This is a genomic window from Allochromatium warmingii, from assembly GCF_900107145.1.
Lineage (GTDB): Bacteria > Pseudomonadota > Gammaproteobacteria > Chromatiales > Chromatiaceae > Thermochromatium > Thermochromatium warmingii.
The window spans coordinates 1-23,027 of the sequence record NZ_FNOW01000008.1; the positions used below are offsets into that span (position 1 = coordinate 1).

Consider the following 23,027-nt stretch of genomic DNA (forward strand, 5'->3'; position numbering starts at 1 on the left):
CGGCTACTTGTTCCGCTGTCCAGCCCGTTGCCAAGAGAACTACCGCTTTGATCCGATCGGCTTCACGTTTATTCTGTGTTTGACGATGCGCTTTTTGCAGCTCAATCAACTGATCAGTCGACAGTGTGTAGTTAAGCATAAACTAAATGAATGCAAAGCTGGTTTCAAAAACGAAAATTTCAAATGAGTTTAGTATATCTCCATTATTTTGTCGTTTTCTGTTATTAAGATTTCTTGAACATCTACGGATAGACATCCTTCTACTGCTTCATAAATATTGCTCAATAATTCGTCAAAAGTTTCACCTTGAGTAGCGCAACCAGGTATGGAAGGAACTTCTGCCCAATAACCTCCTTCTTCAGCGTCGTGTATTATCACTTTTAGTTTCATGATTTTCCTCTGCAATAATCGTATGTTTAGCAATGCTCGCTGGTTATGTTGGGTTGCCAAAAGTCGGCAACCTAACCTACGCTGCTAGACATTTTCACTAAAATTGTTTGAGATACTTAATGATTCGAAACCATTGACCTGAACTGATTGCGTTCCAACTAGCTTTGATACGGAACACGACCCAAAATGCTCGCGCAACAAGGGCTCCAAGCTTCAATAAAACATAGAAACTCCAGCTAATACCAACCTTAGACATCCATGGATTCGTCAACAAATTCATCATTTTCGGAGAAATTCTCCATCCTATACGGCTATATTGATTTAGGAGTATAAATAGCTTATTTAAATATACATTTTTTACAATCAAATAATTTTTTTCGACAACTTTCGGGTTAGTTTCTAACAAACCTGATTCCTGTGCTATCTCATAAAGCTTGCTGCCCGGATACAATGTTAATGAGAATATATTTAACATGAACGGAAGTGGCAGCTCAGATAGGAGCATCAATTTTTCGACTAAATCTTCTCTTTTTTCCCATGGGTTGTCTATAATTATATCGTAAGCTGGAACCATGATGATATCTTTAAATGAGTTAATGCCGTGCGCTGCTTTTATTACAGTATTATTAGAATAATTTCTTCCATATAGCTTTTTAGTGCGGTCACTTCCACTTTGAATTCCCATTCTAACTACATTCAAACCAGCGCCTACCAGTAAGCCTAATTTTTCTTTGTCGAAAGTAGTTGGTGTCATGCCACCAATATTAAGGGGAAGACCTACTCGCGTTTGGTAACCTTCGCAAAATTGTTCGATTGATTTTTTAGAATATGTCATAAAAGCATCATCAAAAAGAGCAATTCTGTCGATGTTTGGGATGTTTTCTTTAGCCCACACAAGCTCCAATAGCAAGTTTTCAATTCCCCGCCTACGGACGGTACTACACTTAGGGTTTATGGAATTAAATGTACTGTTACAACAGTAAGTGCAACTAAATGGGCAGCCACGTGTCGCAATAGTGGCGTACATACCAGTATTATATTTAGTGAGAATTTCAGCATTCATTAAGCGAACGCCACGATCATCTAATATAAACTGGTTATCAAACGCATAGTCAGGAAACGGGAGTGAATCAAGATCCAAAATTAGTGATCGCTGGCTAATATTGGTAGTCTCTGAGTCTTGATAACGAATTCCTGCTACCTGTGGATTTTTTTCTCCAGCCTCTAAACGGTTCGCCAACTCAACAAAAGCATCCTCGCCCTCGCCTTCGCAAATCATATCCGCATATTTTAAGCATTGAGTTGGGCATAGCATAGTGTGTATGCCCCCCCACAATATGGGAACTGAAGTTTTTGCACGCAGATATTCGCTTATTTGAATTGCTTTAGACAAAAAATCCGTCATCAAAGAAATTGCATTAAGATCTGAATCGGCAGATAATTCAACGAGGGCATCTAACATTTTTTCACTATAATTAACACCGATGCCATTAGGTAAAAAAATAATTTTAACATTATGATTATTCTTTTTCAGACATGCAGACAAAATACGGATACCATATGCAAACAGATCCGGATAAGGCGATATCAATGTTATATTCATCTTATATTTACCTTTTTTTAGAGACTGTCTAGAAACAGAAGAAATAGGGGTCAGCCCCCTATTTACGCATGTAACGGCAAACTCAGCCGATCAAATAAAAGCAAAACCAGATTCGGCTGGAGCACCGTGTTAGGTGATTTGGATGATTCGATTTGTTGGGTGAAAATTAAATCGAACCTGACTCCTTTTCTCAAAACAATTCAAAATACTCGGTTTTTTCCATATTTGCTTCCGTCTGGTTAACTTTTTCCTGTAAATTCATAACTATACTAGCCATTTAATTACTTATAGGTGCTATAAATGTTGCTTTTTTTCTAATTATTGGCTGCAATCGTCAACGTTCTAAATTTAACGTGTTATTTAGTTAGCTTAACAATGCGCTGACAAGGCTTTTTAGTCTTGCGAAAAGCTCGGCGCGCAGTATTGCAGTATTTAGTCGGCGCTGATGCAAGTGTTAGCCATCAATGCCCCATGTTCCATGCCAGTACGTCATAGTAAATTGGAGGAACTCCTGCCTTATTAGCAATTTCGCGAATAACTGCCTGAAAATCTGCATACTGGGCCGGCGTTTCAACAAATTTCATGGTTGCGTTCTTCGGTATGAAAAACTCTGGAGCTATTGCGCGAAGGCCAATAATTGTGTAGCTGTCTAAGGGTATATGCTGAAGATCTATCAAAGTTGATCGCTGTCCTTCAGATAAGGATGAAAGGCATGCGAACTTCTTCAATACAAGGTTAAACAGTTTGGCTCCGCGTCCGTATCCCATTTCTGAACCAGTAATGCGTCGCCATTCTTCGCAAAGGCTGTTGGTGGCATCGTGCACATACTGAGCGTAGGACTGGCAGTCTGAGATTGCGCTCAATTCGTGAATTGTTCTTGTGACGTAATTCGTCGCCCAGGTTCGGAACGTCACGGAGGGCTGCACCGGCAGGTTGCGGAAGGCTCTAAAGGTGTTTCCGGCTACCCCGGTTTCGACTACGTGAGTGATGCTTGGACTTTGTTGTGCAAAGAATAATTTTGCTGCGCTAACTGTATTCGTGTCGCCAAGACGCTGAACCAGTTCTGCCTCTGTTCCGAATTCGTATGGCTTTGGCATATGGTGCAATTCCTTGTGATGGCTAGCGCCCTGCCAAAAGGTGAGCATTCGCAAGTCCAGTGTAAAACACGCTTTTTGTAGCCGGAACGCATTTAAGCGGTTTGTTATAATGCTTTGTAGTAGCCATTATGAGATAGCTGCAATGTTCTTAATAATGGATACTGCTCTGGTATAGCATTTTTTGCGACTATGCCACAGGCAACTACTTTTTCACGAATTTCAGCTAATAGTTCATCAATTGATACAATTTTAGCTCCCGCAAGGAAATCACGATCTTTCAGGTGGGAAATAAGCACGGCCACTTGCTCTATTTCGATATTTGAATCAAGCCATGTAAAAATATCACTGAGAATATATTTTCTTGCGGAAGTAAATTTTTTAGCAAACCTTTCTTCTCGTATTGCCCATGAGTGCGCATCCATTGAAGGTTCAAGATGTATCAAATGGCCTGTATGGGGATCGTAACGGGCTAAAGTCGCCCTATGGAAAATCAACCACACAACTCTTTGACTTTAAGAATAAAGTCGTCATAGCTTGAGAAATTACTGGGACTGATAACAATTTCATCTTCATCGTCGTCAAATAAAGTAATGTGATCTAAACCATTATCCACTTCAAAATACTCAAGCTCTAAATTGCAATCGCCATCAAAATCAACTTCCTCATAATCATCTTCATTTATTTCATCTCCATTTTCGTTAAAGGATCGAATGTTATAAGAGTCGGCATCGCAATCAAAATCATCATATGAAACATCATCATTTTTCCATTTTGTTTTTTCTAGAGTAGAGATCATATCCTGTTTCGATTCCGGCAAATCCCATGTTAATTTTAAATTGGATTCATCTGACGACTCAATTCTATAGCCTGTTATTTCTTTGCCGTCGATATTAAACTTTCCGTTCTCTTTATTAACTTCTGTAACAGGAAAATAAACCGCTTCACATTTTACTATCATCTTATATCTCCTAAACGACTGATTTGATTATGTTAGGGACGGGGCAGAACCCTTTTCACCTAACAATGTAGTTAGATTGCAGTCCAATTCTTACAATCTAGACTGACTGCAATCTAAATCCTGGTTACTTCAAAGCCATCGTCTCAGGCCGTGGCAACACACAATCCCCACGCTCCGCCTCAGGCAGCTTGCAGGCGCCGACCTGCTCGACCAGATTCTCAACCGTCACATGCATGACATTGACCAGCGGCGCAGGCCACAGCCCAAACAACAGCACCACCGCCGCCAACGCCCCCAAATTGATCCGCTCGCGCAAATCCAAATCCGCCAAAGCCGCGACCTTCTCGTTCTTGACCTCGCCGAAGACGACCCGCTTGACCATCCACAGCGTAAAAGCCGCCGCCAGAATCAGTGCCTAAGGTCAGGCTTTCTATGCTGCCGCCTTCGTAAATTCGACAACTTCAACGCAGAGCATTTCTTTAACCGGGTGTTTTTTCAATAAGAGCGTATCCACTGCATCCAAGGTTTTAGCATGAAAATACCGCTCTCCGCACTCAGTACAAACCTCAGCTTCTACGTTCTCAACGATGTAAAGTTGCCGCTGGAACCAGTGTTGCCGCCTGACGTTCCTCTTCTTGGTTTCGCCACCACAAAATTCACATTGCATGATGCCACCTATAACGCATACACAGTAATGACAAGCATATTCAATTCCTCTCGGAACCGGCAAATAACGTGAATTATGCGCCCGTCCAAGCACGGCCCTTCAATACGATATCTTGTGCCCCTAGAATCATGGGTAAGCTGTTTCTCAATTCGTCCCTTGAGGATCGCGTTCTCTACATCAAACCTGTCAAGGACGTCATCGAGCATCTCTTCTTCCGCATGCGAAGACAGGAAGTAATCGCGATCAAGGACACGCTGTCGAATTTTCTGAAGGGTAGACATTTTCCTTCACGCCCTTCTTTGTGCCTAACAGTGCATTTATTGCAATCCAGTTTTCGTAATCGAGCCTGACTGCAATCTAAACCCTGCGTAATGAGCGCATCAATGACCAATCAAAGCCACCGTCTCAGGTCGAGGCAAAACACACTCCCCACGCTCCGCCTCAGGCAACTTGCAGACGCCAACCTGCGCGACCAGATTCTCGACCGTCACATGCATGACGTTGACCAGCGGCGCGGGCCACAACCCAAACAGCAACACCACCGCCGCCAACGCCCCCAAATTGATCCGCTCGCGCAAATCCAAATCCGCCAACGCCGCGACCTTCTCGTTCTTGACCTCGCCGAAAACGACACGCTTGACCATCCACAGCGTAAAGGCCGCCGCCAGAATCAGCGTCGTCGCCGCCAGCAGCGCCCACCAGAAACTCGCCTTGAAGGTCGCCAGAATCACCATGAACTCGCCGACAAACCCCGAAGTCCCCGGCAATCCAGCATTCGCCATCGCAAAATAAACCATGAACGCCCCAAACCAGGGCATCGTATTGATCACACCGCCATAATCCGCAATCTCACGCGAATGAACCCGATCATAGAGCACCCCGACACACAGAAAGAGCGCCCCCGAGATGAACCCGTGCGAGATCATCTGCACCATGCCGCCCTCGATGCCCATCACCGCCCCACCCGTCACGCTCGGATTGAGCGCAAGCGTAAAGACGATGAAAAAGCCCAGCGTCACAAACCCCATGTGCGCAATCGACGAATAAGCAATCAGCTTCTTCATATCCTGCTGCACCAGCGCCACGAAGCCGATATAAACGATCGCAATCAACGACAGCGCAATGATGACCCAGGCCAGATCCGCACTCGCATCCGGCGTGATCGGCAGTGAGAACCGCAGAAAACCATACCCGCCGATCTTGAGCATGATCGCCGCCAGAATCACCGAACCACCGGTCGGGGCTTCAACGTGCGCATCCGGCAACCAGGTATGCACCGGAAACATCGGCACCTTGACCGCAAACGCCAGGAAGAACGCGATGAAGATCAGCGTCTGCGCCGTCATCCCCAGTTCGAGCGCATGGAAATCCAGAATGCTGAAACTGCCCGACTGGAAGTACATATAGATCAGCGCGACCAGCATGAACACCGACCCAAGGAAGGTGTAAATGAAGAACTTGATGGTCGCATAGACCCGGTTCGGCCCGCCCCAGACCCCGATGATGATGAACATCGGAATCAGCATCGCCTCCCAGAACACATAGAACAACACCGCGTCGAGCGCCGAGAACACGCCGACCATGATGCCTTCCATAATCAGGAACGCGGCCATGTACTGGCTCGGCTTGTAACGGATGACCTCCCAACCGGCGATGACGACGAAGATCGAAATAAAGGTCGTCAGCACGATCAGCGGCATCGACAGCCCATCGACGCCGAGGAAGTATTCGACGTTGAAGCTCGGAATCCAGGACGTGCGTTCGACGAACTGCATCTGAGCCGTAGTCGAGTCGAAGCCGATCCACAGCCCCAGACTGACCAAAAAGGTCAACACCGCGAAGGCCAGCGCCGTCCATTTGGACAGGCTCTTCTCTTGATCGCCACTCGCCAACACCACTAGACCACCGATGATCGGCAGCCAGATGGTCAGCGTTAGCAGGGGGAATTCGTTCATGCCTAGTCTTCTCCCTTTCGGCGTCAGAGCGTCACGAAGATCGTCAACAGGCCAACCAGCCCGATGATCATCGCAATGGCGTAGTGATAAAGATATCCGGTCTGAAGCTGCCGGAAGCGCAGCGCCAGCCGCCCGACGGTACGCGCCGAACCGTTGACCATGCCCCCATCGATGAGGGTGCGATCACCTGTGATCCAGAACATGCGGCCCAGATTACGACTGCCGCCCGCGAGAAAACGCTGGTTAAAGTCATCGAAGCCGTACTTATCCTGAAGGATGCGCGTCACCGGGCCGCCGAACACCTGAAGCAACTCGTCGATGCGCGGATTCCAAGCGTGCAGCACCCACCACAGCAGCGCCGCCAATGCCAGACCCGCCATTGCCAAATAGAAGGGCAAGGCGTGCATTCCGTGCTCAACGAAGGCCGCCTGACCGTGCCAGTGCTCGCGCAGATGATGCAGCGTGTCGTGCTCATGGGCGACGACGATTGGACTCCAATCGCCGGTCGTCCACCAATCGCCGATTAGCATCGGCTCAACGGCAAACCAGCCGATGAACACCGAGGGAATGGCCAACAGCACCAGCGGCACCGTCACCACCCAGGGCGATTCGTGCAGATGATGGCGGGTGTGCTCGTCCATGCGCTCACGGCCGTGGAAGACCAGAAAGTACATGCGGAAGCTGTAGAGCGCGGTGACGAAAACGCCGACCGTCAGCAACACCGTCGCATAGCCCGCGCCGAAGAGTTGGGAATGCCCGACCGCCTCGATGATGGCGTCTTTAGAAAAGAAGCCTGAGAAGCCCGGAAAACCGATCAGCGCCAGCGAGCCGATCAGCGCAGTCAGCCAAGTAATCGGCAGGTACTTGCGCAGACCGCCCATGTGGCTGATGTCCTGCTTATGGTGCATGGCGATGATGACCGAGCCGGCGGCTAGGAACAGCAGCGCCTTGAAGAAGGCATGGGTCATCAGATGGAAGATGCCCGCCGCATAGGCCGAAGCGCCGAGCGCCGTGACCATATAGCCGAGCTGCGACAGGGTCGAATAGGCGACCACGCGCTTGATGTCGTTCTGCACCAGACCGATCAGACCCATGAAGAAGGCCGTGCTCGCGCCGACGATGAGGATGAAGCTCAGCGCCGTCTCCGACAGCTCATAGAGCGGCGACATGCGCGCCACCATGAACACGCCCGCCGTGACCATGGTCGCGGCATGGATCAGCGCCGAGATCGGAGTCGGGCCTTCCATCGAGTCCGGCAGCCAGACATGCAGCGGCACCTGCGCCGATTTGCCCATCGCGCCGATGAACAGCAGGATGCCGATCAGCGTCATCAGCGACACGCCGCCGAAGATCGCCACTTGCTCGTCGGCCAGCTCGGGCGCTTTGGCGAACACCTCGGCATAGTCCATCGAACCGAAATACATGCCCACCGCAGCGATGCCGAGAATGAAGCCGAAATCGCCGACGCGGTTGACCAGAAACGCCTTGAGGTTGGCGAACACCGCGCTTTCACGGGTTGACCAGAAGCCGATCAGCAGGTACGACACCAGACCGACCGCTTCCCAGCCAAAGAACAACTGCATGAAGTTGTTCGACATCACCAGCATCAGCATCGAGAAGGTGAACAGCGAGATATAGCTAAAAAAGCGTTGATAGCTGTTCTTGCCCGACAGCGCCCCGTGCGGCCAGTTGTGCTCGTCGTCGGCCATGTAGCCGATGGTGTAGAGATGCACCATGAGCGAGACGAAGGTGACGGTGGCCATCATCACCGCCGTCAGCTTGTCGACCAGGAAGCCGACCTCGAAGCGCATCCCGTCCGAGACCAGCCAGGTGTAGACCGGGCCGTTGAAGACCGTCGCCTCACCCCAGATGAAGCGCGCCAGCACCCACAGCGAGAGCACCGCCGAGACGGCCACGCCCGCGATGGTGGCGCGATGTGCGCCCCGGCGTCCGAGACGCGCGCCGAAAAAGCCGGCGGCGATAGCGCCGAGCAGCGGCGCGAGCACAATGGTCAGGTAGACATTTTCCATTCGTTCGCTCTATTCGCTCGATTTGAATAGACAGGATTTACAGGATTTTTCAGGATGCACAGGATTTTTTATATTGCCTGAACTTCCGACGAATCTCTACGCTCCTGCCAAAATTGATCAATAAGCCCGTGTCTATTCCGGTTGCAACCAGATAGTTGACCAATTGAGTTTCATGAACAGCAGACAAACGGTCAATCGCCTTGAATTCACAGATCAAGCGTTGTTCGATCAGCATGTCTGCAAAATATTCTCCGACGACGCATCCCAGATATAACACTTGCAGCGGTGCCTGTTTCTGAAAAGCAATGCCCTGTCGTTCTAACTCGACCGCCATGGCATTTTCATACACTTTTTCCAGAAATCCCGCTCCAAGCGTGTTATGCACCTGGTAAGCGCAGCCAATCACCCGTTTCGTCAAAGCTTCATCCGGCAACGACATGAACAGAACTCCAGATAGATTCAGTCCAAGAAAAAATCCTGTAAATCCTGAATCATCTTGTTAATCCTGTCCATTTATCCACCAACGCTCAATTAACCCTTGAGCGCGTCGAGATCCTCGACGTTGATGGTGCGGCGGTTGCGGAACAGCACCACCAGAATAGCCAACCCAATCGCCGCTTCAGCCGCCGCAACGGTGAGGATGAAGAAGACGAAGACCTGCCCCGTCATGTCGCCCAAAAAGTGCGAGAAGGCGACGAAGTTCATGTTCACCGCGAGCAGCATCAGCTCGACACACATCAACAGCAGGATCAGGTTCTTGCGGTTGAGGAAAATCCCGGCCACGGCGATGGCGAACAGCAGCCCGCCCAGGATCAGATAGTCCGACAGCGCGATCATTGGGCGTCTCCCTTATCGACAACTGGTGCCACATCCTCGGCGGCCATCTTGACCAGCCGCACGCGGTCCGGTCCCTTGCGCACCCGCACCTGTTGGGCCGGATCGATGAACTTGGTGTCGGGACGCCGGCGCAGCGTGAGCCGGATGGCGGCGACGATGGCCAGCAGCAGGATTACGGCGGCGATCTCGACCGGATAGATGTAGACCGAATAGAGCAGCAGACCCAGTTCACGGGTATTGCTGACCTCGGCGCCCAGCGGTTCGGGCTTGGGGAAGGCGTCCAACCCAAAATTGCCCGGCCCGACGATGAGCAGGATCTCGACCGCCATGATCGCCGCGATCAGCCCCGCCAGCGGCAGGTTCTGCACGAACCCGGCGCGGATGGTCGCCAGATCGATGTCGAGCATCATGACGACGAACAGGAACAGCACCATCACCGCGCCGACATAGACCAGGATCAGCACGATGCCGAGGAATTCGGCCTCCAGCAGCACCCAGAGTCCGGCACTGGTGACGAACGCCAGCACCAGGAACAGCACCGAATGCACCGGATTCTTGCGGGTGATGACCATCACCGACGCCCAGAGCGTGATGACCGCCAAAATATAGAAGATCAATTTTTCAGCCATGAGGTGTCATCCCGCTCAACGATAGGGCGCGTCGGCCGCGCGTGCGGCGGCGATCTCGGCTTCGTATTTGTCGCCGATTTCGAGCAGCTTGTCCTTGGTCATGATGTGCTCGCCGCGCGTCTCGAAGTGATATTCGTAGATGCCGGTCTCGACGATCGAATCGACCGGACAGGACTCCTCGCAGAAGCCGCAGTAGATGCACTTGAACAGATCGATGTCGTAGCGCGTGGTGCGGCGCGAGCCGTCTTCACGCGGTTCGCATTCGATGGTGATGGCCAGCGCCGGACAGACCGCCTCGCACAGCTTGCAGGCGATGCAGCGTTCCTCGCCATTCGGATAGCGGCGCAGGGCATGGAGTCCACGGAAGCGCGGCGAAAGTGGCGCTTTTTCTTCCGGATACTGGACGGTGAACTTGCGCTTGAAAAAATAGCGGCCCGTCACCGACAGCCCTTTAAAAAGCTCGGATAGGGTCAGACTGCGCAAATAGTCGCGGGCGATTTGCAACATCTCAGGTCTCCAGATCATGCCGACCACCAGGGCGGCAGTCGATAGACCACCGCGAGCGCCACGACCAAGATCCAAACAATCGTAATCGGAATAAAGACCTTCCAGCCCAGGCGCATGATCTGGTCGTAGCGGTAGCGCGGGAAGGTCGCCCGCAGCCACAGGAACAGGAACATGAAGAAGAAAGTCTTGGCGAGCAGCCAGTGGAAACCGTCACTCAGCAGCCAGCTTCCTTCAGTCCACGCCGCTGGTAGCGGTGACAGCCAGCCGCCGAGGAAGAGCAACGCAGTCAGGGCTGAAATCAGCACCATGTTGGCGTATTCGGCGAGGAAAAAGACCGCGAACGCCATGCCCGAATACTCGACATGGAAACCGGCGACGATCTCGGACTCACCCTCGGCGACATCGAAGGGGGCGCGGTTGGTCTCAGCGACGCCCGAAATCAGGTAGACGCCAAAGAGCGGCAGCAGCGGCAGCCAGAACCACGTCAGCAGATTGCCTTCTTGCGCGGCGACGATGTCGCCCAGATTAAGACTGCCCGCCGCGACCAGCACCCCGACCAGCGCAAAGCCCATAGCTATCTCATAGGCGACCATCTGCGCCGCCGAGCGCATGGCACCGAGCAGGGCGTATTTCGAGTTCGAGGCCCAACCCGCGATGATGATGCCGTAAACCCCGAGCGAACTGAGCGCCAGCACATAGAGCAGTCCGGCGTTGATGTCGGCCAGCACCAGCCCTTCATCAAACGGAAAGACCGCCCAGACCGCGAGCGCCGGGGCGATAGCGATCATGGGCGCGAGTAGGAAGAGCGTCTTGTCCGCCTTGGTGGGGATGACGATCTCTTTCATCAGCAGCTTGACCGCATCGGCAATCGGCTGGAGCAGCCCACGCCAGCCGACCCGATTCGGGCCGATGCGCACCTGCATATACCCAATCACCTTGCGCTCGGCATAGGTGTAATAGGCCACCAGTCCGAGCAGCGGCAGGATGATGGCGGTGATCTTGAGCAAAATCTGGATCAAGACCGGCAGTGCATTCCACAATTCGATCATGGCCGCTTATCCTCTCTCGCAATAGGCCGTGCGGCCGCTGAGACGTTCCAGCGTAATTGCCCCGATCATGGCTCCCAGCCCTTCGCTGCCGGAGACAGCGGCGGGAATGAGCGCCGTGCCGACCGCGATCCGCGTATCAATGAACAGGTGCGCTTCAGCCTGCGCTGTGCCCTGCGTGATGCGCACGCAGTCACCATCGGCCAAACCCAGTTCGGCGGCTTGATCGGGATGTAGCCGGACGCTGAACTCAGCACCGGGCATCCGCGCCAATGCCGGAGCGCGACGCACCAGCGGATCGAGCGCATAGCAGGGCACAGCGCCAACGCGGGTTAATCCGGTCTCAGCAATGAGCGTCGGGCCTGTAACCGCTTGATTGGTGCGCGGTGTGTTGTCGGGCGTAGCCTCGGCGCAGAGCGCGGCCAGTTCCTCACGTACTTCGGCGCTATCGCGGTACTCAAAGCCGGATAAATCCAGCAGATTGCCCAGCACGCGCAGTACCTTCCAGCCCGGACGCGCCTCACCCGGCGGCGCAACCGCGCCCTGAAATGACTGCCAGATGCCACCCGCGTTGACGAAGGTGCCGGAAGTCTCAGCGAAAGCGCCAATCGGCAATAACACATCCGCCGCCGTGCGCAGTGACGGCGCATCGAAGGCCGAGCACGCAACGACGAACTTCGCACGCTCGCACGCGGCCATCGCCCGCGCCGCGTCGATCACATCACGATCCGGTTCCAGCCCCCAGAGCACGAGGCTAGTGAGCGGTTTGTCGAACATCGCGCCGATAGCTAATCTGGTTGTCTCAGCCGGATGTGCGCCGGGCAGAATCGCCGGATGCGCACCGGCCAGATGCGCACCAACGCTATTAGCCGCTGCGGGCAGATAACCGAAACGCACCCCAGCCGCCTCAGCGATCACGCCCGCCAGCGCCTTGAGCAGACTGTAATCGGGATGGGCTTCAGCCAGCGCACCGAGCAGCACCACACCCTGCCCGTCTGCCTGTTGCAGCGTCTGAGCAACGGCGGTATGCGCGTCAGTCGGTGCGCTCGCGCCGATCAGATCGGCCATCACGCCCGAACCGCGTGCGTCGAGCGCCTTAGCAATGGCGGCGAGATCGGCAACCATCCGTGCCGGAGTGCTAACAATTTGGGTCGAGCGGTGGTTGAGTTCCAGCTCCAGCGGATTGACGCACAGCACCTCGGCCCCATCCAGCGCGGCCTGACGGATACGGTGCGCGAGCAGCGGCTGTTCTTGGCGGATGTGAGAGCCGATCAACAGAATCGCCCGCTGGCGCGGCAGTTCGGCGACCGGCAGCCCCAGCCAGGGGAACAGCGGATCAGCGGCATCGGCGCGGAAATCCTGTTGGCGCAGACGGTGGTCGATATTGTCACAGCCCAGACCGCGTGCGATCCGCGCTGCTAGATAGAGTTCTTCCAGCGTCGCATTCGGAGCCAGCAGCCAGCCCGTATCGGCGCTGTCCGCCGCCTTGAGCCGCTCGGCGACATGAGTCAATGCGTCCGTCCATTCGACCTGTTGCCATTCGCCTTCGCGCTTAATCATCGGCACGGTGAGACGATCCGCGCCATTGAGACCAGCATAGCTGAAGCGGTCACGATCCGAGATCCAAGTCTCGTTGACGGCCTCGTTATCATTCGGATGCACGCGCATCACCTGACCGCGCCGCACATGCAGCCGCAGGTTGGAGCCGAGTCCATCGTGTGGGGCGATGCTGTCGCGTCCGGTCAGCTCCCAGGGCCGCGCGGTGAAGCGATAGGGCTTGGAGGTCAGCGCCCCGACCGGACAGAGGTCGATGACGTTGCCCGCCAGCTCGTGCGTGACCGCATGGGCGATATAGGTGCCGATGCGCATGTCCTCGCCGCGTCCGGTTGCACCCAGCTCGCGCACACCGGCGATCTCGGCACAGAAACGCACGCAGCGGGTGCAATGGATGCAGCGCGTCATATCAGTGGCAATCAGCGGCCCGAGATCCTCGTCCAGCACCACGCGCTTGCGCTCGCTAAAACGCGAGACATCGCCGCCATAGCCCATCGCCACATCCTGCAACTCGCACTCGCCGCCCTGATCGCAGATCGGGCAGTCGAGCGGATGGTTGATGAGCAGGAATTCCATAGTGGCACGCTGGGCTTCAATCGCTTTGGGCGAGCGTGTCCAGACTTTTAAGCCCTCACCGACTGGGGTCGCGCAGGCCGGCACCGGCTTGGGGAAGGGACGCCCCCCCTGCTCGGCCTCGACCAGGCACATCCGGCAGTTCGCCGCGATGGACAGCTTTTTGTGATAGCAGAACCGGGGGATCGAAATGCCCTCACGATCGGCGACCGCAATGATCATCTCGCCCGGCGCTGCCTCGCAGACGCGGCCATCGATCTCGATGTTGATCTTGTCCGTCATCAAAACCTTTCCGGTTGAAAGCCGGCCCTAATGATGTAGGGGCGGAATTTTTGAATGGGCACCGGCTTTTCACCGGCGGGGCCTGATGGCTCTGCTCCTGAATGGAGCCTTTAGCGATGATGCCGCTATTGCGGTGCGACACGCTTTAATGTTTTTCTTTGCTCGTTTCCATACTTCAGCGTAGGAGCATCGGCTATGACCAGTAGCGATTCGTTCGGCCAAGCGACGCTAGAGCTAGGAGCTAGAAATGCGGCGATCGAAACAATGACGGATGCCCGCTGCTTAGTTAGCTTGCGGTTTTCAACTGTCTCAGCAAGCCGTCATATTGGGCATGAGTTCCCACCCAAAACCACACGATTTTTTCGCCACTCAAAACTCCGACTGCTCTGTAATCTTTCGTAATACGCACGGAGTAAATTGGAAGACTCGAATGAACTCTTTTGAAGTTCAAACTTGGATACCACGGATCTTCACGAAATAAGGCATAGGCATCTTTGGCCTTACCTTGAATATCGTGCGGCAATACCCGAAAGCATTTCCAGAATTTTTCGGTGGCTTTTGATATCACAGTTTATTAAAGTCTAGCTCTGTTGTCATGCCTTGCGCTTCCTCCCGCAGAGCCTCGACAGCCATCTGAGCTAAAAAGTCTTCCGATTCAGCAAAAAGCTCATCCCATTTTTTTTCTGACTCAATCTCATCAAGAAGTGTTCTAGCAAGAATATTTTGCTCTAAAGCGGGAAGCTTTGAAGCAAGATCAAAAGCTTTTTCAAGCAGACTAGTCATGGCACTTAATCTTTTATACTCAGCTTTTTAAAATCTATGGCTTTGATATAAAAACAAAGAAATCGCATCAGATGACCGGACAGTATTCTGGTAGCGGAATTGGCTTGCCGTGCGCTTCTGCGGAGGCCAACCAGCTTTCCTTGGCTTTCAGAACTTCCGTCAACGCTTCGTTCGGCGTTTCGCCGAATGCAGAACACGCTTTCAAATCCGGAATGTCCGCAATGTAGCCATCATCTTCATCGCTATAAAAGATGTTGACGTGATAATCTTTCATGATTCGTCTTCCAGTTGAAAATTGTGAATTTCTGCCAATTGGAGCAATTGCTTGACTTGATATGGCTTCGCCTTGCCCTGCAAATCCTGCAGATTCAACAATTCCGGAATCTTCGGATGAACGAAAATGTGATGACTTCCATTCACTCTGTCCAGTCGGAACCCAAAAGCTTCAGCTATTGCTACTGCTTCCGAAAACTGGATATTCTTGGAACCGGATAGCAGTTTCAAGAGAAGCTTGCGCTTTTTCATAAGTTGAAGACAAACTCAGCTTCACGACGCCTTTTGTTTGTTTGGAGCCTAACGCTAGATTCATCAGTGCTGCTGTTCGCGGCATCCAGTGCAAAACTTCGTTAGTGCTATATTAAACGTGGTCTGTCCCGATTTTTCCGCTGAAATAATTTGAACCTGACCCCCATTTTCCCCATTTTCTCCCATTTTCTTCGACCCCCATTTTCCATTTCACTGCTCCATTTCAGTGATTTTCCATTTACCAATAATCTTATGCATTATTAGACCACCAAAATAAAGGACTGACACTACTTCTAACGCCAGCCTCAGCCGCCGCGAGCGTAGCGAGCGGTCGGACTGGAGACGTTTGTTAGGCGATTGATTACAGGTTGATTTGGCGCTTGGAAAATAATTTCAACCAGACCCCTTCTTTCAACCAGACCCCTTCTTTCCTTCTTTACCTTCTTTAATTTCTTTTAATTTTTAATTCTAATTCCTTTAATTCCTTTAATTCCTAATTACAGTAACTTGTACTAAAAGAGCTGTAAGACAAGAATCCTTTATTGTTTGCTGCTTGATTACAAGCTAATCCACACATTAAACTAACTTTTGCTTCGAGATCACGATTTCCAAGATTCACACCCTGATAAACATTTTTTGTTAAAATTGCACACTGTCTTGATGATTTCCCAACACCTACGCGATAACATGCATCATAAATTTTATATATCGTTTGACAGGGGTTAGAACTAGATGATGAAGATGATGAAGGCGTACTTGAAGAGCGTTCTACATAATGAATTGTTTCGGTTGTACAACCTGATAAACATGCCCCAGAAATTAACGCATGCATCAAAATAATTTTTCTGATTTTTGTTACGTGTTTCATATATCACCCTTTTACGTTTTTCGCAGTTATGCTGGCTGGGTTGCCAAAAGTGGCAACGCGACTACAGTAACTCAGGCTTGCATCAAGCCGCAACACTCCGCCCATGCTCAATCATATAAGCAAACTCATGCCGGTAATGCTTGAGGAAACTCTGCACCGGCATTGCCGCTGCATCGCCCTGCCTAACGACCAAGCTCACCGGCGGCAATGGAGCGTAGCGGAATTGCCGTTTGAAAGCAGCGTATTGTCAGGTATGCTATCAACTAGAACCATTTCTTCAATTAAAGTTTCTGGCGCAATATCTTGTTCGTGCGGCCAAGTAATAGCGCCGAAAAGAATGCTTACCTGATTAAAATAGTGTTTATCTTTCAGTTCTCGGAAAACACCTCGATCAAGGTAAGGCGTTATATCAAAGACACCTTTACGACCATCTTCAATTTCAACATAAATGCGATAATTGAATAAAGGTTTAACGACTTTTGCATCCCAGTACATACAAAACCTCACAGCGGACTAATTTTATATGGTTCCTCTCCATTAACTGCTAACTCCTAATTAGCCATCAACACTCCGCCCATGCTCAATCATATAAGCAAACTCATGCCGATAATGCTTGAGGAAACTCTGCACCGGCATCGCCGCCGCATCGCCTAACGCGCAAATCGTCTTACCGCCAATTCGACCGGCAACACTCTCTAATAACTCTAAATCTTCAGGTCGGCCTTGACCGTCTAAAATGCGCTTGATGACCCGCGCCAACCAACCCGTCCCCTCACGACAGGGTGTACATTGCCCACAAGATTCGTGCATATAAAAATGCGCCAAATTGTGCAGCACCCGCACCATGCAGGTTCCTTCAGCAATCACAATCACCGCCCCCGAGCCGAGCATCGAACCCGCCTTAGCGATGGAATCATAATCCATATCAACATCCATCATGATGTCACCCGGTACCACCGGCACCGAAGAACCACCCGGAATCACCGCCTTCAGCTTGCGCCCATCTTTCACGCCGCCAGCCATTTCCAACAACGCACGAAATGGCGTACCCAACGGCACTTCAAAATTATTCGGCGCATTGACATGCCCTGACACTGAAAACAGCTTCGGCCCGCCATTATTTGGCCGACCTTGCTCTAAAAACCACTGTCCGCCTTTTTCCAAAATCACCGGAATTGACGCCAGCGACTCAGTATTATTGATCGTCGTCGGTCGCCCATAAAGACCGCATTGCGCCGGAAATGGTGGCTTATAACGCGGCTGACCTTTTTTGCCTTCAATAGATTCCAGAAGCGCCGTTTCTTCACCGCAAATATAGGCACCAGCGCCCATGTGTGCATAAAGATTGAAATCAATTCCCGATCCCTGAATATCGCGCCCGAGCAAGCCGGCGGCATAGGCCTCACGCACCGCGTCCTCGAACCGCGCGATCGGCTCATAGAACTCGCCGCGAATATAGTTGTAACCCACGGTCGCGCCGATGCAATACCCCGCAATCGCCATCCCCTCGATCAACTGATGCGGGTTGTAGCGCAGAATATCGCGATCCTTACAGGTACCCGGCTCGCCCTCGTCGGAATTGCAGACGATATATTTCTGCCCCGGCGCATTACGCGGCATGAAGCTCCACTTCAACCCGGTCGGAAAGCCCGCGCCGCCGCGCCCACGCAGAGCCGAACGCTTGACCTCTTCAATTAAATCGGCTGGATCGGGACGCTCACGCAAAATACGCTCCCATTGCGCATAACCGCCAAGATCACGATAGGCGGCCAACGTATGCCGAATTGCTACATCGAGATGCTGATTGCGGAAGCAAACGGTATTTTGACGTTCGACCATGATTTACTCCAACCCATCAATCAGCGTATCAAGTGCCTCAGGTGTCAGCTTTTCGTGATAGACCTTATTCAGCATTACTGCCGGTGCATCACGACACGCCCCCAGACATTCGACTTCTTTCAGCGTAAATCGCCCATCCGCCGTAGTTTCGCCAACTTTGACACCGTATTTATGCTCAACATGCTCAATTAATACTTCTGAGCCATTTAACATGCACGAAATACTATTACAGATGCAGACTTTATGCCGACCTTGTGGCTCCAAATCATACATACCGTAAAAAGTTGCGACTTCATAAACTGAAACCGCCGGCATATCCAAATAAGCTGCCAGATCATTCATTAAATCAGTGGTTAGCCAGCCGCCATGCGCATCCTGAAGAATTGACAACGCCGGCATCACCGCCGACTGTTTCCATTCAGGCGGATATTTAGCAATGTGCGCATCAATTGCGGTGCGAATCTCGGGCGTGAATAAGTCAGCCTTATTTACGTCATGCGCGACAGCTTGGGGTGCATTACGAAAGCTCATCAGCGGTCGATCTCCCCGAACACGATATCCAGTGTGCCGATGATGGCTACCACGTCAGCCAGCATGTGACCACGCGACATTTCATCGAGCGCGGCTAAATGCGGAAACCCCGGCGCACGCACTTTGAGACGATAAGGCTTATTCGCCCCATCCGAGACGATATAGCAGCCAAATTCACCTTTCGGCGCTTCAACGGCGGCATAGACCTCGCCCGGTGGCGGACAATAGCCTTCGGTGAATAGCTTAAAGTGATGAATCAAGGCTTCCATGTTGTCCTTGACTTCAGCCCGTTTCGGCGGCACGACCTTATGATCGTCAATCGCCACCGGCCCGGGATTAGCGCGTAGCCACGCGACACACTGCTGAATAATACGATTGGATTGACGCATTTCTTCAATGCGCACTAAATAGCGGTCATAGCAGTCGCCGTTGATGCCAACCGGAATATCAAAATCAACTTGATGATATGCGGCATAAGGCTGCTTTTTGCGTAAATCCCATTCAATGCCTGAACCGCGTAACATCGGGCCGGTGAAGCCAAGCTGCAATGCCCGCTCTGGTGAGACTACGCCGATGCCAACGGTGCGCTGTTTCCAAATACGATTGTCGGTCAGCAGCGTCTCGTACTCATCGACATAATTCGGAAAACGCTCAGTAAAATCTTGAATAAAATCCAGCAGCGACCCATCGCGGGCGCGATTGCGCTGGGCTATTTCACGCGCACTATGCCATTTGGATTTGCTAGCGTCATAGCGCGGCATCTGCTCCGGCAAATCACGATGGACACCGCCCGGACGATAATAGGTCGCGTGTAAACGCGCTCCCGACACCGCCTCATAGCAGTCCATCAAATCTTCGCGCTCGCGGAAGCAATACAAAAACATGCTCATCGCGCCAATATCGAGCGCGTGCGCTCCGAGCCACATCAAATGATTCAGAATGCGCGTGATTTCATCAAATAGCGTGCGGATATACTGCGCCCGCTCCGGCACCTCAATACCGAGCAGCTTTTCAATCGCCCGCACATAGCCGTGCTCATTGCACATCATGGACACATAATCGAGCCGATCCATATAACCAATGCTTTGATTATACGGTTTGTATTCGGCCAGCTTCTCAGTGCCGCGATGCAGCAGCCCGATATGTGGATCGGCGCGTTCGATCACCTCGCCGTCCATCTCCAACACCAACCGCAGCACACCATGCGCTGACGGATGCTGCGGTCCAAAGTTCAGGGTGTAATTGCGAATCTCAGGCATGACGGGTTTCCTCGCCAGAACCGACGTAACGGCTGTCCTCGCGGATCACACGCGGCACCAAGACACGCGGTTCGATTGACACCGGCTCGTAGACAACGCGCTTGAGTTCTGGGTCATAGCGCATCTCGACCTGACCACTGACGGGGAAATCTTTGCGGAACGGATGCCCGATAAAACCATAATCGGTGAGAATGCGGCGCAGATCGGGATGACCTCGGAACAAAATGCCATACAGATCAAAGGCTTCGCGCTCAAACCAATTGGCCGCTGACCACAACGGAATCAACGAATCGACGATTGGCGCATCAACACCAACATGGGTACGCACTCGCAAGCGACGGTTATGCGCAAGCGACAGTAGATGCACCACGACGGCAAAACGCTGCGGATCATCGGCGGCGATTGAACCATCACGATCCACGCCGCGCCCAAAGCCGGTGCTCGATGCCTCCTCGGTCTCCCACTCGGAGTTGCCATAGGCCGCATAATCGACGCCACAGAGATCAATCAGTTGCTCGAAGCGGAAATCGTCGTGATCGCGTAGCGTTTGCGCTACTTCAAGCAGGCGCTCGGCGGGCACAATCAGCGTGAGTTCGCCAAACGCATCGACCAGCTCGAAGTCCGGCGCGGCAAAATGCGCACGAATGGACACGGCGAGCGCATCCACCCTGGCAGTACGGGTCAGGATTTGTGTAGCCATGATCTCTGAACCAGGACGTTAGCGGGCGATGGTATTGGTACGGCGGATTTTTTCCTGCAATTGCAGGATGCCGTAAAGCAGTGCCTCCGCCGTTGGCGGACAGCCAGGGACATAGACATCAACAGGAACGATCCGATCACAGCCGCGCACCACCGCATAGGAATAGTGGTAATAGCCGCCGCCATTGGCGCAGGAACCCATTGAAATGACCCAGCGCGGCTCGGCCATTTGGTCATACACTTTGCGCAACGCTGGTGCCATTTTATTCACCAGCGTTCCAGCGACAATCATCACATCCGACTGACGCGGACTAGGGCGAAAGAGAATGCCGAAGCGGTCAAGGTCATAGCGTGCGGCACCGGCGTGCATCATCTCGACAGCGCAACAGGCCAGCCCAAAGGTCATCGGCCACAGCGAACCGGTACGCGCCCAGTTAATCAGCTTATCAGCGGTCGTCGTAACGACGCCTTCTTCCAGTAAGCCTTCTATTCCCATTCTAAGGCCCCCTTCTTCCACTCATAGATGAAGCCCACGACCAAGATCCCGAGAAACACAACCATGGCCCAGAAGGCAAAGAGGCCCAGCTCACCGAGCGCCACCGCCCAGGGAAACAGGAACGCGATCTCCAGGTCGAAGATAATAAACAGAATGGCGACTAGATAATAGCGAACATCGAATTTCAGACGGGCGCTCTCGAACGCCGCGAAACCGCATTCGTAGGGGGAATCTTTTTCGCTGTCGGGACGCCGTGGGCCGAGCAGATAACCCAGAACCAGCGGGCCTACACCAACCAGAATCCCGACCAGAATGAAGATCAGGATTGGCAGATAGTTGTCGAGCACTCTGTCCCCCTCGCTATCTTAATTTTGTGCGTGCATACATGCGGCGGAATCGGGAGTCTAGTGCAGGGGTTGGCGTGCTGTCAACTTGATCGTCAATTCAAATTATTTGATTTTTCAAACTGTTACAGCCGAATCGCAAACACTCACGCAAAGAAAAACGGCATACCGGATAAACGGTATGCCGTTTGTTATTGGTGCCGACGGCCAGACTCGAACTGGCACGGCTTGCGCCACTACCACCTCAAGGTAGCGTGTATACCAATTTCACCACGTCGGCTAAAACTAACACTGCACTCACATTCATGGCTGCTTATCAGCGGCTGATTCATTGGATTCGGGCGTGCTCGCTGCCGGAGCAACTGCCGGAACATCTGAGTTTGCAGCCGGTTCTGAAGCCGTCGCTGCACTCGGAACGCTTGGAACATCTGAACTCGCTGGACGCGGAGCAGATTCAACCGGAGCAGGTGAAGCGACGACAGCGCCGTCTATTGTATCCATTAAACCAGCTGGTGCGCTAGCCTGAGTTGCATAATAAGCTAATGCCATGCTCGTCAGGAAGAACAACGCCGCTAAAATTGCCGTGATTCGCGTCAAAAACGACCCTGAACCTTGCGCACCAAAGACCGTCGCCGAAGCGCCACTGCCAAAAGCAGCACCGGCATCCGCGCCCTTGCCATGCTGGATCAGCACCAAGCCGATCAAACCCAGCGACAAAAAGACTTGGAGAGCTGTCAGAATCGTTTGCATGCGCTACTCAATAGAAAGACGGAAATCAAGCCGCTGCGTGACCAGCTTGGCAGATCGCCAGAAAATCGTCAGCAACTAATGACGCCCCGCCGATTAAGCCACCATCAATATCCGGCATTGCTAACAGTTCAGCCGCGTTCGACGGTTTCATGCTGCCGCCGTACAAAATGCGCACTGTGGCACCAATTGCGGCATCACGCTCGCTCAAGCGCGTGCGAATAAAAGCGTGTACTTCCTGTGCTTGTTCGGGAGTCGCTGTTTTGCCGGTACCGATTGCCCAGACTGGCTCATACGCGATCTCAAGCTGTGCAAAGGACGCAATGCCGTTTGCAGCGATGATTGCATCGATCTGTCGAGCAATCACGGTTTCCATAAACCCTTGTTCGCGTTGTTCGAGTGTCTCGCCAACGCAAAGAATCGGCGTCATGCCTGCCGACATCACCATAGCCAATTTCTTGGCGACAATAACATCAGTCTCGCCGTAATAGTCACGCCGCTCAGAATGGCCACAGATCACATAGCGGCAACCAAACTCATTGAGCATCGTTGCTGAAATCTCGCCGGTATAAGCGCCGCTCGCTTCGGTGCAGACGTTCTGCGCTCCGAGATGGATGCTTGCGCCTGATAGCAAACGCTGACTGAGTTCCAGAAATACAAAGGGCACACAGACCGCAATGTCGGCCTGATTCATCCCAGTCGAACCGGCGATAACACCCTGAATCAGCGCCTCAGCACTGGCGCGGGTGCCATTCATCTTCCAGTTACCTGCGATCAGGGGCTGGCGCATGGCGATACGGCTGCTCCA

General features: G+C 52.4%; 29 protein-coding genes, 1 tRNA gene and 1 pseudogene. All 31 read right to left on the reverse strand.

The genetic code is table 11. The features are described 5' to 3' along the window. Positions 1 to 189: 189 nt before the first annotated feature. Entirely contained in the window at positions 190 to 390 is a 201-nt protein-coding gene (locus tag BLW10_RS03705) for a type II toxin-antitoxin system HicB family antitoxin (protein WP_091332456.1), read from the reverse strand. Between the two features lie 97 nt (positions 391 to 487). Further along, positions 488 to 1,993 (reverse strand): B12-binding domain-containing radical SAM protein, encoded by a 1,506-nt coding sequence (locus tag BLW10_RS03710; protein WP_091332457.1) that lies wholly within the window; start codon positions 1,991 to 1,993, stop codon positions 488 to 490. A 461-nt stretch (positions 1,994 to 2,454) separates the two neighbouring features. Continuing rightward, complete coding sequence (locus BLW10_RS03715) at positions 2,455 to 3,138, reverse strand: hypothetical protein (RefSeq protein WP_091332458.1); 684 nt, start codon at positions 3,136 to 3,138, stop codon at positions 2,455 to 2,457. 56 nt (positions 3,139 to 3,194) lie between these two features. Then, entirely contained in the window at positions 3,195 to 3,512 is a 318-nt protein-coding gene (locus BLW10_RS03720; RefSeq protein WP_177168975.1) for a hypothetical protein, read from the reverse strand. Positions 3,513 to 3,580: 68 nt separating this feature from the next. Further along, a complete protein-coding gene (locus BLW10_RS03725) occupies positions 3,581 to 4,048 on the reverse strand; it encodes a hypothetical protein (RefSeq protein WP_143116998.1) in 468 nt (155 codons plus the stop codon). Between the two features lie 124 nt (positions 4,049 to 4,172). After that, positions 4,173 to 4,460: pseudogene (locus BLW10_RS03730) on the reverse strand (NADH-quinone oxidoreductase subunit M); the annotation flags it as partial. Between the two features lie 18 nt (positions 4,461 to 4,478). Further along, on the reverse strand, positions 4,479 to 4,715 hold the full coding sequence (locus BLW10_RS03735; RefSeq protein ID WP_091332461.1) for a YgiT-type zinc finger protein: 237 nt from the start codon (positions 4,713 to 4,715) through the stop codon (positions 4,479 to 4,481). Positions 4,716 to 4,723: 8 nt separating this feature from the next. Beyond that, the gene (locus BLW10_RS14510; protein WP_091332462.1) at positions 4,724 to 4,996 is read right to left on the reverse strand and encodes a DUF4258 domain-containing protein; all 273 of its coding nucleotides are present in this window, start codon (positions 4,994 to 4,996) and stop codon (positions 4,724 to 4,726) included. A gap of 99 nt (positions 4,997 to 5,095) precedes the next feature. Next, complete coding sequence (locus BLW10_RS03745) at positions 5,096 to 6,670, reverse strand: NADH-quinone oxidoreductase subunit M (RefSeq protein WP_091332463.1); 1,575 nt, start codon at positions 6,668 to 6,670, stop codon at positions 5,096 to 5,098. Positions 6,671 to 6,693: 23 nt separating this feature from the next. Then, positions 6,694 to 8,700: an NADH-quinone oxidoreductase subunit L gene (gene nuoL / locus BLW10_RS03750; protein ID WP_091332464.1), complete on the reverse strand. Its 2,007-nt coding sequence runs from the start codon at positions 8,698 to 8,700 to the stop codon at positions 6,694 to 6,696. A gap of 49 nt (positions 8,701 to 8,749) precedes the next feature. Further along, on the reverse strand, positions 8,750 to 9,139 hold the full coding sequence (locus tag BLW10_RS03755; RefSeq protein ID WP_091332465.1) for a GxxExxY protein: 390 nt from the start codon (positions 9,137 to 9,139) through the stop codon (positions 8,750 to 8,752). Positions 9,140 to 9,231: 92 nt separating this feature from the next. After that, positions 9,232 to 9,537 (reverse strand): NADH-quinone oxidoreductase subunit NuoK, encoded by a 306-nt coding sequence (nuoK, locus tag BLW10_RS03760; RefSeq protein ID WP_012971602.1) that lies wholly within the window; start codon positions 9,535 to 9,537, stop codon positions 9,232 to 9,234. Beyond that, entirely contained in the window at positions 9,534 to 10,166 is a 633-nt protein-coding gene (locus BLW10_RS03765; RefSeq protein WP_091332466.1) for an NADH-quinone oxidoreductase subunit J, read from the reverse strand. The genes nuoK and BLW10_RS03765 overlap by 4 nt, the downstream gene beginning before the upstream one ends. 15 nt (positions 10,167 to 10,181) lie before the next feature. After that, positions 10,182 to 10,673: an NADH-quinone oxidoreductase subunit NuoI gene (nuoI, locus tag BLW10_RS03770; protein ID WP_091332467.1), complete on the reverse strand. Its 492-nt coding sequence runs from the start codon at positions 10,671 to 10,673 to the stop codon at positions 10,182 to 10,184. Between the two features lie 14 nt (positions 10,674 to 10,687). After that, entirely contained in the window at positions 10,688 to 11,722 is a 1,035-nt protein-coding gene (gene nuoH / locus BLW10_RS03775) for an NADH-quinone oxidoreductase subunit NuoH (protein ID WP_091332468.1), read from the reverse strand. 6 nt (positions 11,723 to 11,728) lie between these two features. After that, positions 11,729 to 14,128 (reverse strand): NADH-quinone oxidoreductase subunit NuoG, encoded by a 2,400-nt coding sequence (gene nuoG, locus BLW10_RS03780; RefSeq protein WP_091332469.1) that lies wholly within the window; start codon positions 14,126 to 14,128, stop codon positions 11,729 to 11,731. A gap of 286 nt (positions 14,129 to 14,414) precedes the next feature. Beyond that, positions 14,415 to 14,696 carry a ParE family toxin-like protein gene (locus tag BLW10_RS14515; protein ID WP_091332470.1) on the reverse strand — a complete coding sequence of 94 codons (282 nt, stop codon included), beginning with the start codon at positions 14,694 to 14,696 and terminating at the stop codon, positions 14,415 to 14,417. Beyond that, the gene (locus BLW10_RS03790; RefSeq protein ID WP_091332471.1) at positions 14,693 to 14,911 is read right to left on the reverse strand and encodes a hypothetical protein; all 219 of its coding nucleotides are present in this window, start codon (positions 14,909 to 14,911) and stop codon (positions 14,693 to 14,695) included. Before BLW10_RS03790 ends, BLW10_RS14515 begins: the two co-directional genes overlap by 4 nt. 67 nt (positions 14,912 to 14,978) lie before the next feature. Then, positions 14,979 to 15,185: a type II toxin-antitoxin system HicB family antitoxin gene (locus BLW10_RS03795; protein ID WP_091332472.1), complete on the reverse strand. Its 207-nt coding sequence runs from the start codon at positions 15,183 to 15,185 to the stop codon at positions 14,979 to 14,981. After that, positions 15,182 to 15,436 carry a type II toxin-antitoxin system HicA family toxin gene (locus tag BLW10_RS03800; RefSeq protein ID WP_091332473.1) on the reverse strand — a complete coding sequence of 85 codons (255 nt, stop codon included), beginning with the start codon at positions 15,434 to 15,436 and terminating at the stop codon, positions 15,182 to 15,184. The genes BLW10_RS03795 and BLW10_RS03800 overlap by 4 nt, the downstream gene beginning before the upstream one ends. Before the next feature lie 493 nt (positions 15,437 to 15,929). Further along, on the reverse strand, positions 15,930 to 16,304 hold the full coding sequence (locus BLW10_RS13695) for a hypothetical protein (RefSeq protein WP_143116999.1): 375 nt from the start codon (positions 16,302 to 16,304) through the stop codon (positions 15,930 to 15,932). Between the two features lie 195 nt (positions 16,305 to 16,499). Further along, positions 16,500 to 16,799 (reverse strand): DUF2442 domain-containing protein, encoded by a 300-nt coding sequence (locus tag BLW10_RS03805; protein WP_091332474.1) that lies wholly within the window; start codon positions 16,797 to 16,799, stop codon positions 16,500 to 16,502. Between the two features lie 60 nt (positions 16,800 to 16,859). Continuing rightward, positions 16,860 to 18,143 (reverse strand): NADH-quinone oxidoreductase subunit NuoF, encoded by a 1,284-nt coding sequence (gene nuoF, locus BLW10_RS03810; protein WP_091332475.1) that lies wholly within the window; start codon positions 18,141 to 18,143, stop codon positions 16,860 to 16,862. 3 nt (positions 18,144 to 18,146) lie between these two features. Further along, the gene (locus BLW10_RS03815) at positions 18,147 to 18,674 is read right to left on the reverse strand and encodes an NADH-quinone oxidoreductase subunit NuoE family protein (protein ID WP_091332476.1); all 528 of its coding nucleotides are present in this window, start codon (positions 18,672 to 18,674) and stop codon (positions 18,147 to 18,149) included. Next, positions 18,674 to 19,933 (reverse strand): NADH-quinone oxidoreductase subunit D, encoded by a 1,260-nt coding sequence (locus BLW10_RS03820; protein ID WP_091332477.1) that lies wholly within the window; start codon positions 19,931 to 19,933, stop codon positions 18,674 to 18,676. The genes BLW10_RS03815 and BLW10_RS03820 overlap by 1 nt, the downstream gene beginning before the upstream one ends. After that, positions 19,926 to 20,633: an NADH-quinone oxidoreductase subunit C gene (locus BLW10_RS03825; protein WP_091332478.1), complete on the reverse strand. Its 708-nt coding sequence runs from the start codon at positions 20,631 to 20,633 to the stop codon at positions 19,926 to 19,928. Before BLW10_RS03825 ends, BLW10_RS03820 begins: the two co-directional genes overlap by 8 nt. 18 nt (positions 20,634 to 20,651) lie before the next feature. Further along, complete coding sequence (locus tag BLW10_RS03830) at positions 20,652 to 21,128, reverse strand: NuoB/complex I 20 kDa subunit family protein (protein WP_091332479.1); 477 nt, start codon at positions 21,126 to 21,128, stop codon at positions 20,652 to 20,654. Next, positions 21,119 to 21,475 carry an NADH-quinone oxidoreductase subunit A gene (locus BLW10_RS03835; RefSeq protein ID WP_091332480.1) on the reverse strand — a complete coding sequence of 119 codons (357 nt, stop codon included), beginning with the start codon at positions 21,473 to 21,475 and terminating at the stop codon, positions 21,119 to 21,121. Before BLW10_RS03835 ends, BLW10_RS03830 begins: the two co-directional genes overlap by 10 nt. 192 nt (positions 21,476 to 21,667) lie before the next feature. After that, positions 21,668 to 21,752, reverse strand: a tRNA-Leu gene (locus BLW10_RS03840). A 23-nt stretch (positions 21,753 to 21,775) separates the two neighbouring features. Continuing rightward, the gene (gene secG / locus BLW10_RS03845; protein WP_091332481.1) at positions 21,776 to 22,222 is read right to left on the reverse strand and encodes a preprotein translocase subunit SecG; all 447 of its coding nucleotides are present in this window, start codon (positions 22,220 to 22,222) and stop codon (positions 21,776 to 21,778) included. 25 nt (positions 22,223 to 22,247) lie between these two features. Beyond that, positions 22,248 to 23,009, reverse strand: coding sequence for a triose-phosphate isomerase (gene tpiA / locus BLW10_RS03850; protein WP_091332482.1), 762 nt, complete (start codon positions 23,007 to 23,009; stop codon positions 22,248 to 22,250). Positions 23,010 to 23,027: the final 18 nt, after the last annotated feature.

What these genes read in the sequence shown, in the direction of transcription:
- BLW10_RS03735 (WP_091332461.1), bottom strand. Translation starts at nt 4,715, where the DNA reads ATGCAATGTGAATTTTGTGGTGGCGAAACCAAGAAGAGGAACGTCAGG.
- BLW10_RS03815 (WP_091332476.1), bottom strand. Translation starts at nt 18,674, where the DNA reads ATGAGCTTTCGTAATGCACCCCAAGCTGTCGCGCATGACGTAAATAAG.
- BLW10_RS03725 (WP_143116998.1), bottom strand. Translation starts at nt 4,048, where the DNA reads ATGATAGTAAAATGTGAAGCGGTTTATTTTCCTGTTACAGAAGTTAAT.
- BLW10_RS13695 (WP_143116999.1), bottom strand. Translation starts at nt 16,304, where the DNA reads ATGAAACACGTAACAAAAATCAGAAAAATTATTTTGATGCATGCGTTA.
- BLW10_RS03820 (WP_091332477.1), bottom strand. Translation starts at nt 19,933, where the DNA reads ATGCCTGAGATTCGCAATTACACCCTGAACTTTGGACCGCAGCATCCG.
- BLW10_RS03795 (WP_091332472.1), bottom strand. Translation starts at nt 15,185, where the DNA reads ATGAAAGATTATCACGTCAACATCTTTTATAGCGATGAAGATGATGGC.
- BLW10_RS03790 (WP_091332471.1), bottom strand. Translation starts at nt 14,911, where the DNA reads ATGACTAGTCTGCTTGAAAAAGCTTTTGATCTTGCTTCAAAGCTTCCC.
- BLW10_RS03745 (WP_091332463.1), bottom strand. Translation starts at nt 6,670, where the DNA reads ATGAACGAATTCCCCCTGCTAACGCTGACCATCTGGCTGCCGATCATC.
- nuoK (WP_012971602.1), bottom strand. Translation starts at nt 9,537, where the DNA reads ATGATCGCGCTGTCGGACTATCTGATCCTGGGCGGGCTGCTGTTCGCC.
- BLW10_RS03800 (WP_091332473.1), bottom strand. Translation starts at nt 15,436, where the DNA reads ATGAAAAAGCGCAAGCTTCTCTTGAAACTGCTATCCGGTTCCAAGAAT.
- BLW10_RS03765 (WP_091332466.1), bottom strand. Translation starts at nt 10,166, where the DNA reads ATGGCTGAAAAATTGATCTTCTATATTTTGGCGGTCATCACGCTCTGG.
- nuoI (WP_091332467.1), bottom strand. Translation starts at nt 10,673, where the DNA reads ATGTTGCAAATCGCCCGCGACTATTTGCGCAGTCTGACCCTATCCGAG.
- tpiA (WP_091332482.1), bottom strand. Translation starts at nt 23,009, where the DNA reads ATGCGCCAGCCCCTGATCGCAGGTAACTGGAAGATGAATGGCACCCGC.
- BLW10_RS03805 (WP_091332474.1), bottom strand. Translation starts at nt 16,799, where the DNA reads ATGTACTGGGATGCAAAAGTCGTTAAACCTTTATTCAATTATCGCATT.
- nuoF (WP_091332475.1), bottom strand. Translation starts at nt 18,143, where the DNA reads ATGGTCGAACGTCAAAATACCGTTTGCTTCCGCAATCAGCATCTCGAT.
- BLW10_RS03830 (WP_091332479.1), bottom strand. Translation starts at nt 21,128, where the DNA reads ATGGGAATAGAAGGCTTACTGGAAGAAGGCGTCGTTACGACGACCGCT.
- nuoG (WP_091332469.1), bottom strand. Translation starts at nt 14,128, where the DNA reads ATGACGGACAAGATCAACATCGAGATCGATGGCCGCGTCTGCGAGGCA.
- nuoL (WP_091332464.1), bottom strand. Translation starts at nt 8,700, where the DNA reads ATGGAAAATGTCTACCTGACCATTGTGCTCGCGCCGCTGCTCGGCGCT.
- BLW10_RS03825 (WP_091332478.1), bottom strand. Translation starts at nt 20,633, where the DNA reads ATGGCTACACAAATCCTGACCCGTACTGCCAGGGTGGATGCGCTCGCC.
- BLW10_RS03720 (WP_177168975.1), bottom strand. Translation starts at nt 3,512, where the DNA reads ATGGATGCGCACTCATGGGCAATACGAGAAGAAAGGTTTGCTAAAAAA.
- BLW10_RS03705 (WP_091332456.1), bottom strand. Translation starts at nt 390, where the DNA reads ATGAAACTAAAAGTGATAATACACGACGCTGAAGAAGGAGGTTATTGG.
- BLW10_RS03755 (WP_091332465.1), bottom strand. Translation starts at nt 9,139, where the DNA reads ATGTCGTTGCCGGATGAAGCTTTGACGAAACGGGTGATTGGCTGCGCT.
- BLW10_RS03710 (WP_091332457.1), bottom strand. Translation starts at nt 1,993, where the DNA reads ATGAATATAACATTGATATCGCCTTATCCGGATCTGTTTGCATATGGT.
- BLW10_RS14510 (WP_091332462.1), bottom strand. Translation starts at nt 4,996, where the DNA reads ATGTCTACCCTTCAGAAAATTCGACAGCGTGTCCTTGATCGCGATTAC.
- BLW10_RS03715 (WP_091332458.1), bottom strand. Translation starts at nt 3,138, where the DNA reads ATGCTCACCTTTTGGCAGGGCGCTAGCCATCACAAGGAATTGCACCAT.
- secG (WP_091332481.1), bottom strand. Translation starts at nt 22,222, where the DNA reads ATGCAAACGATTCTGACAGCTCTCCAAGTCTTTTTGTCGCTGGGTTTG.
- nuoH (WP_091332468.1), bottom strand. Translation starts at nt 11,722, where the DNA reads ATGATCGAATTGTGGAATGCACTGCCGGTCTTGATCCAGATTTTGCTC.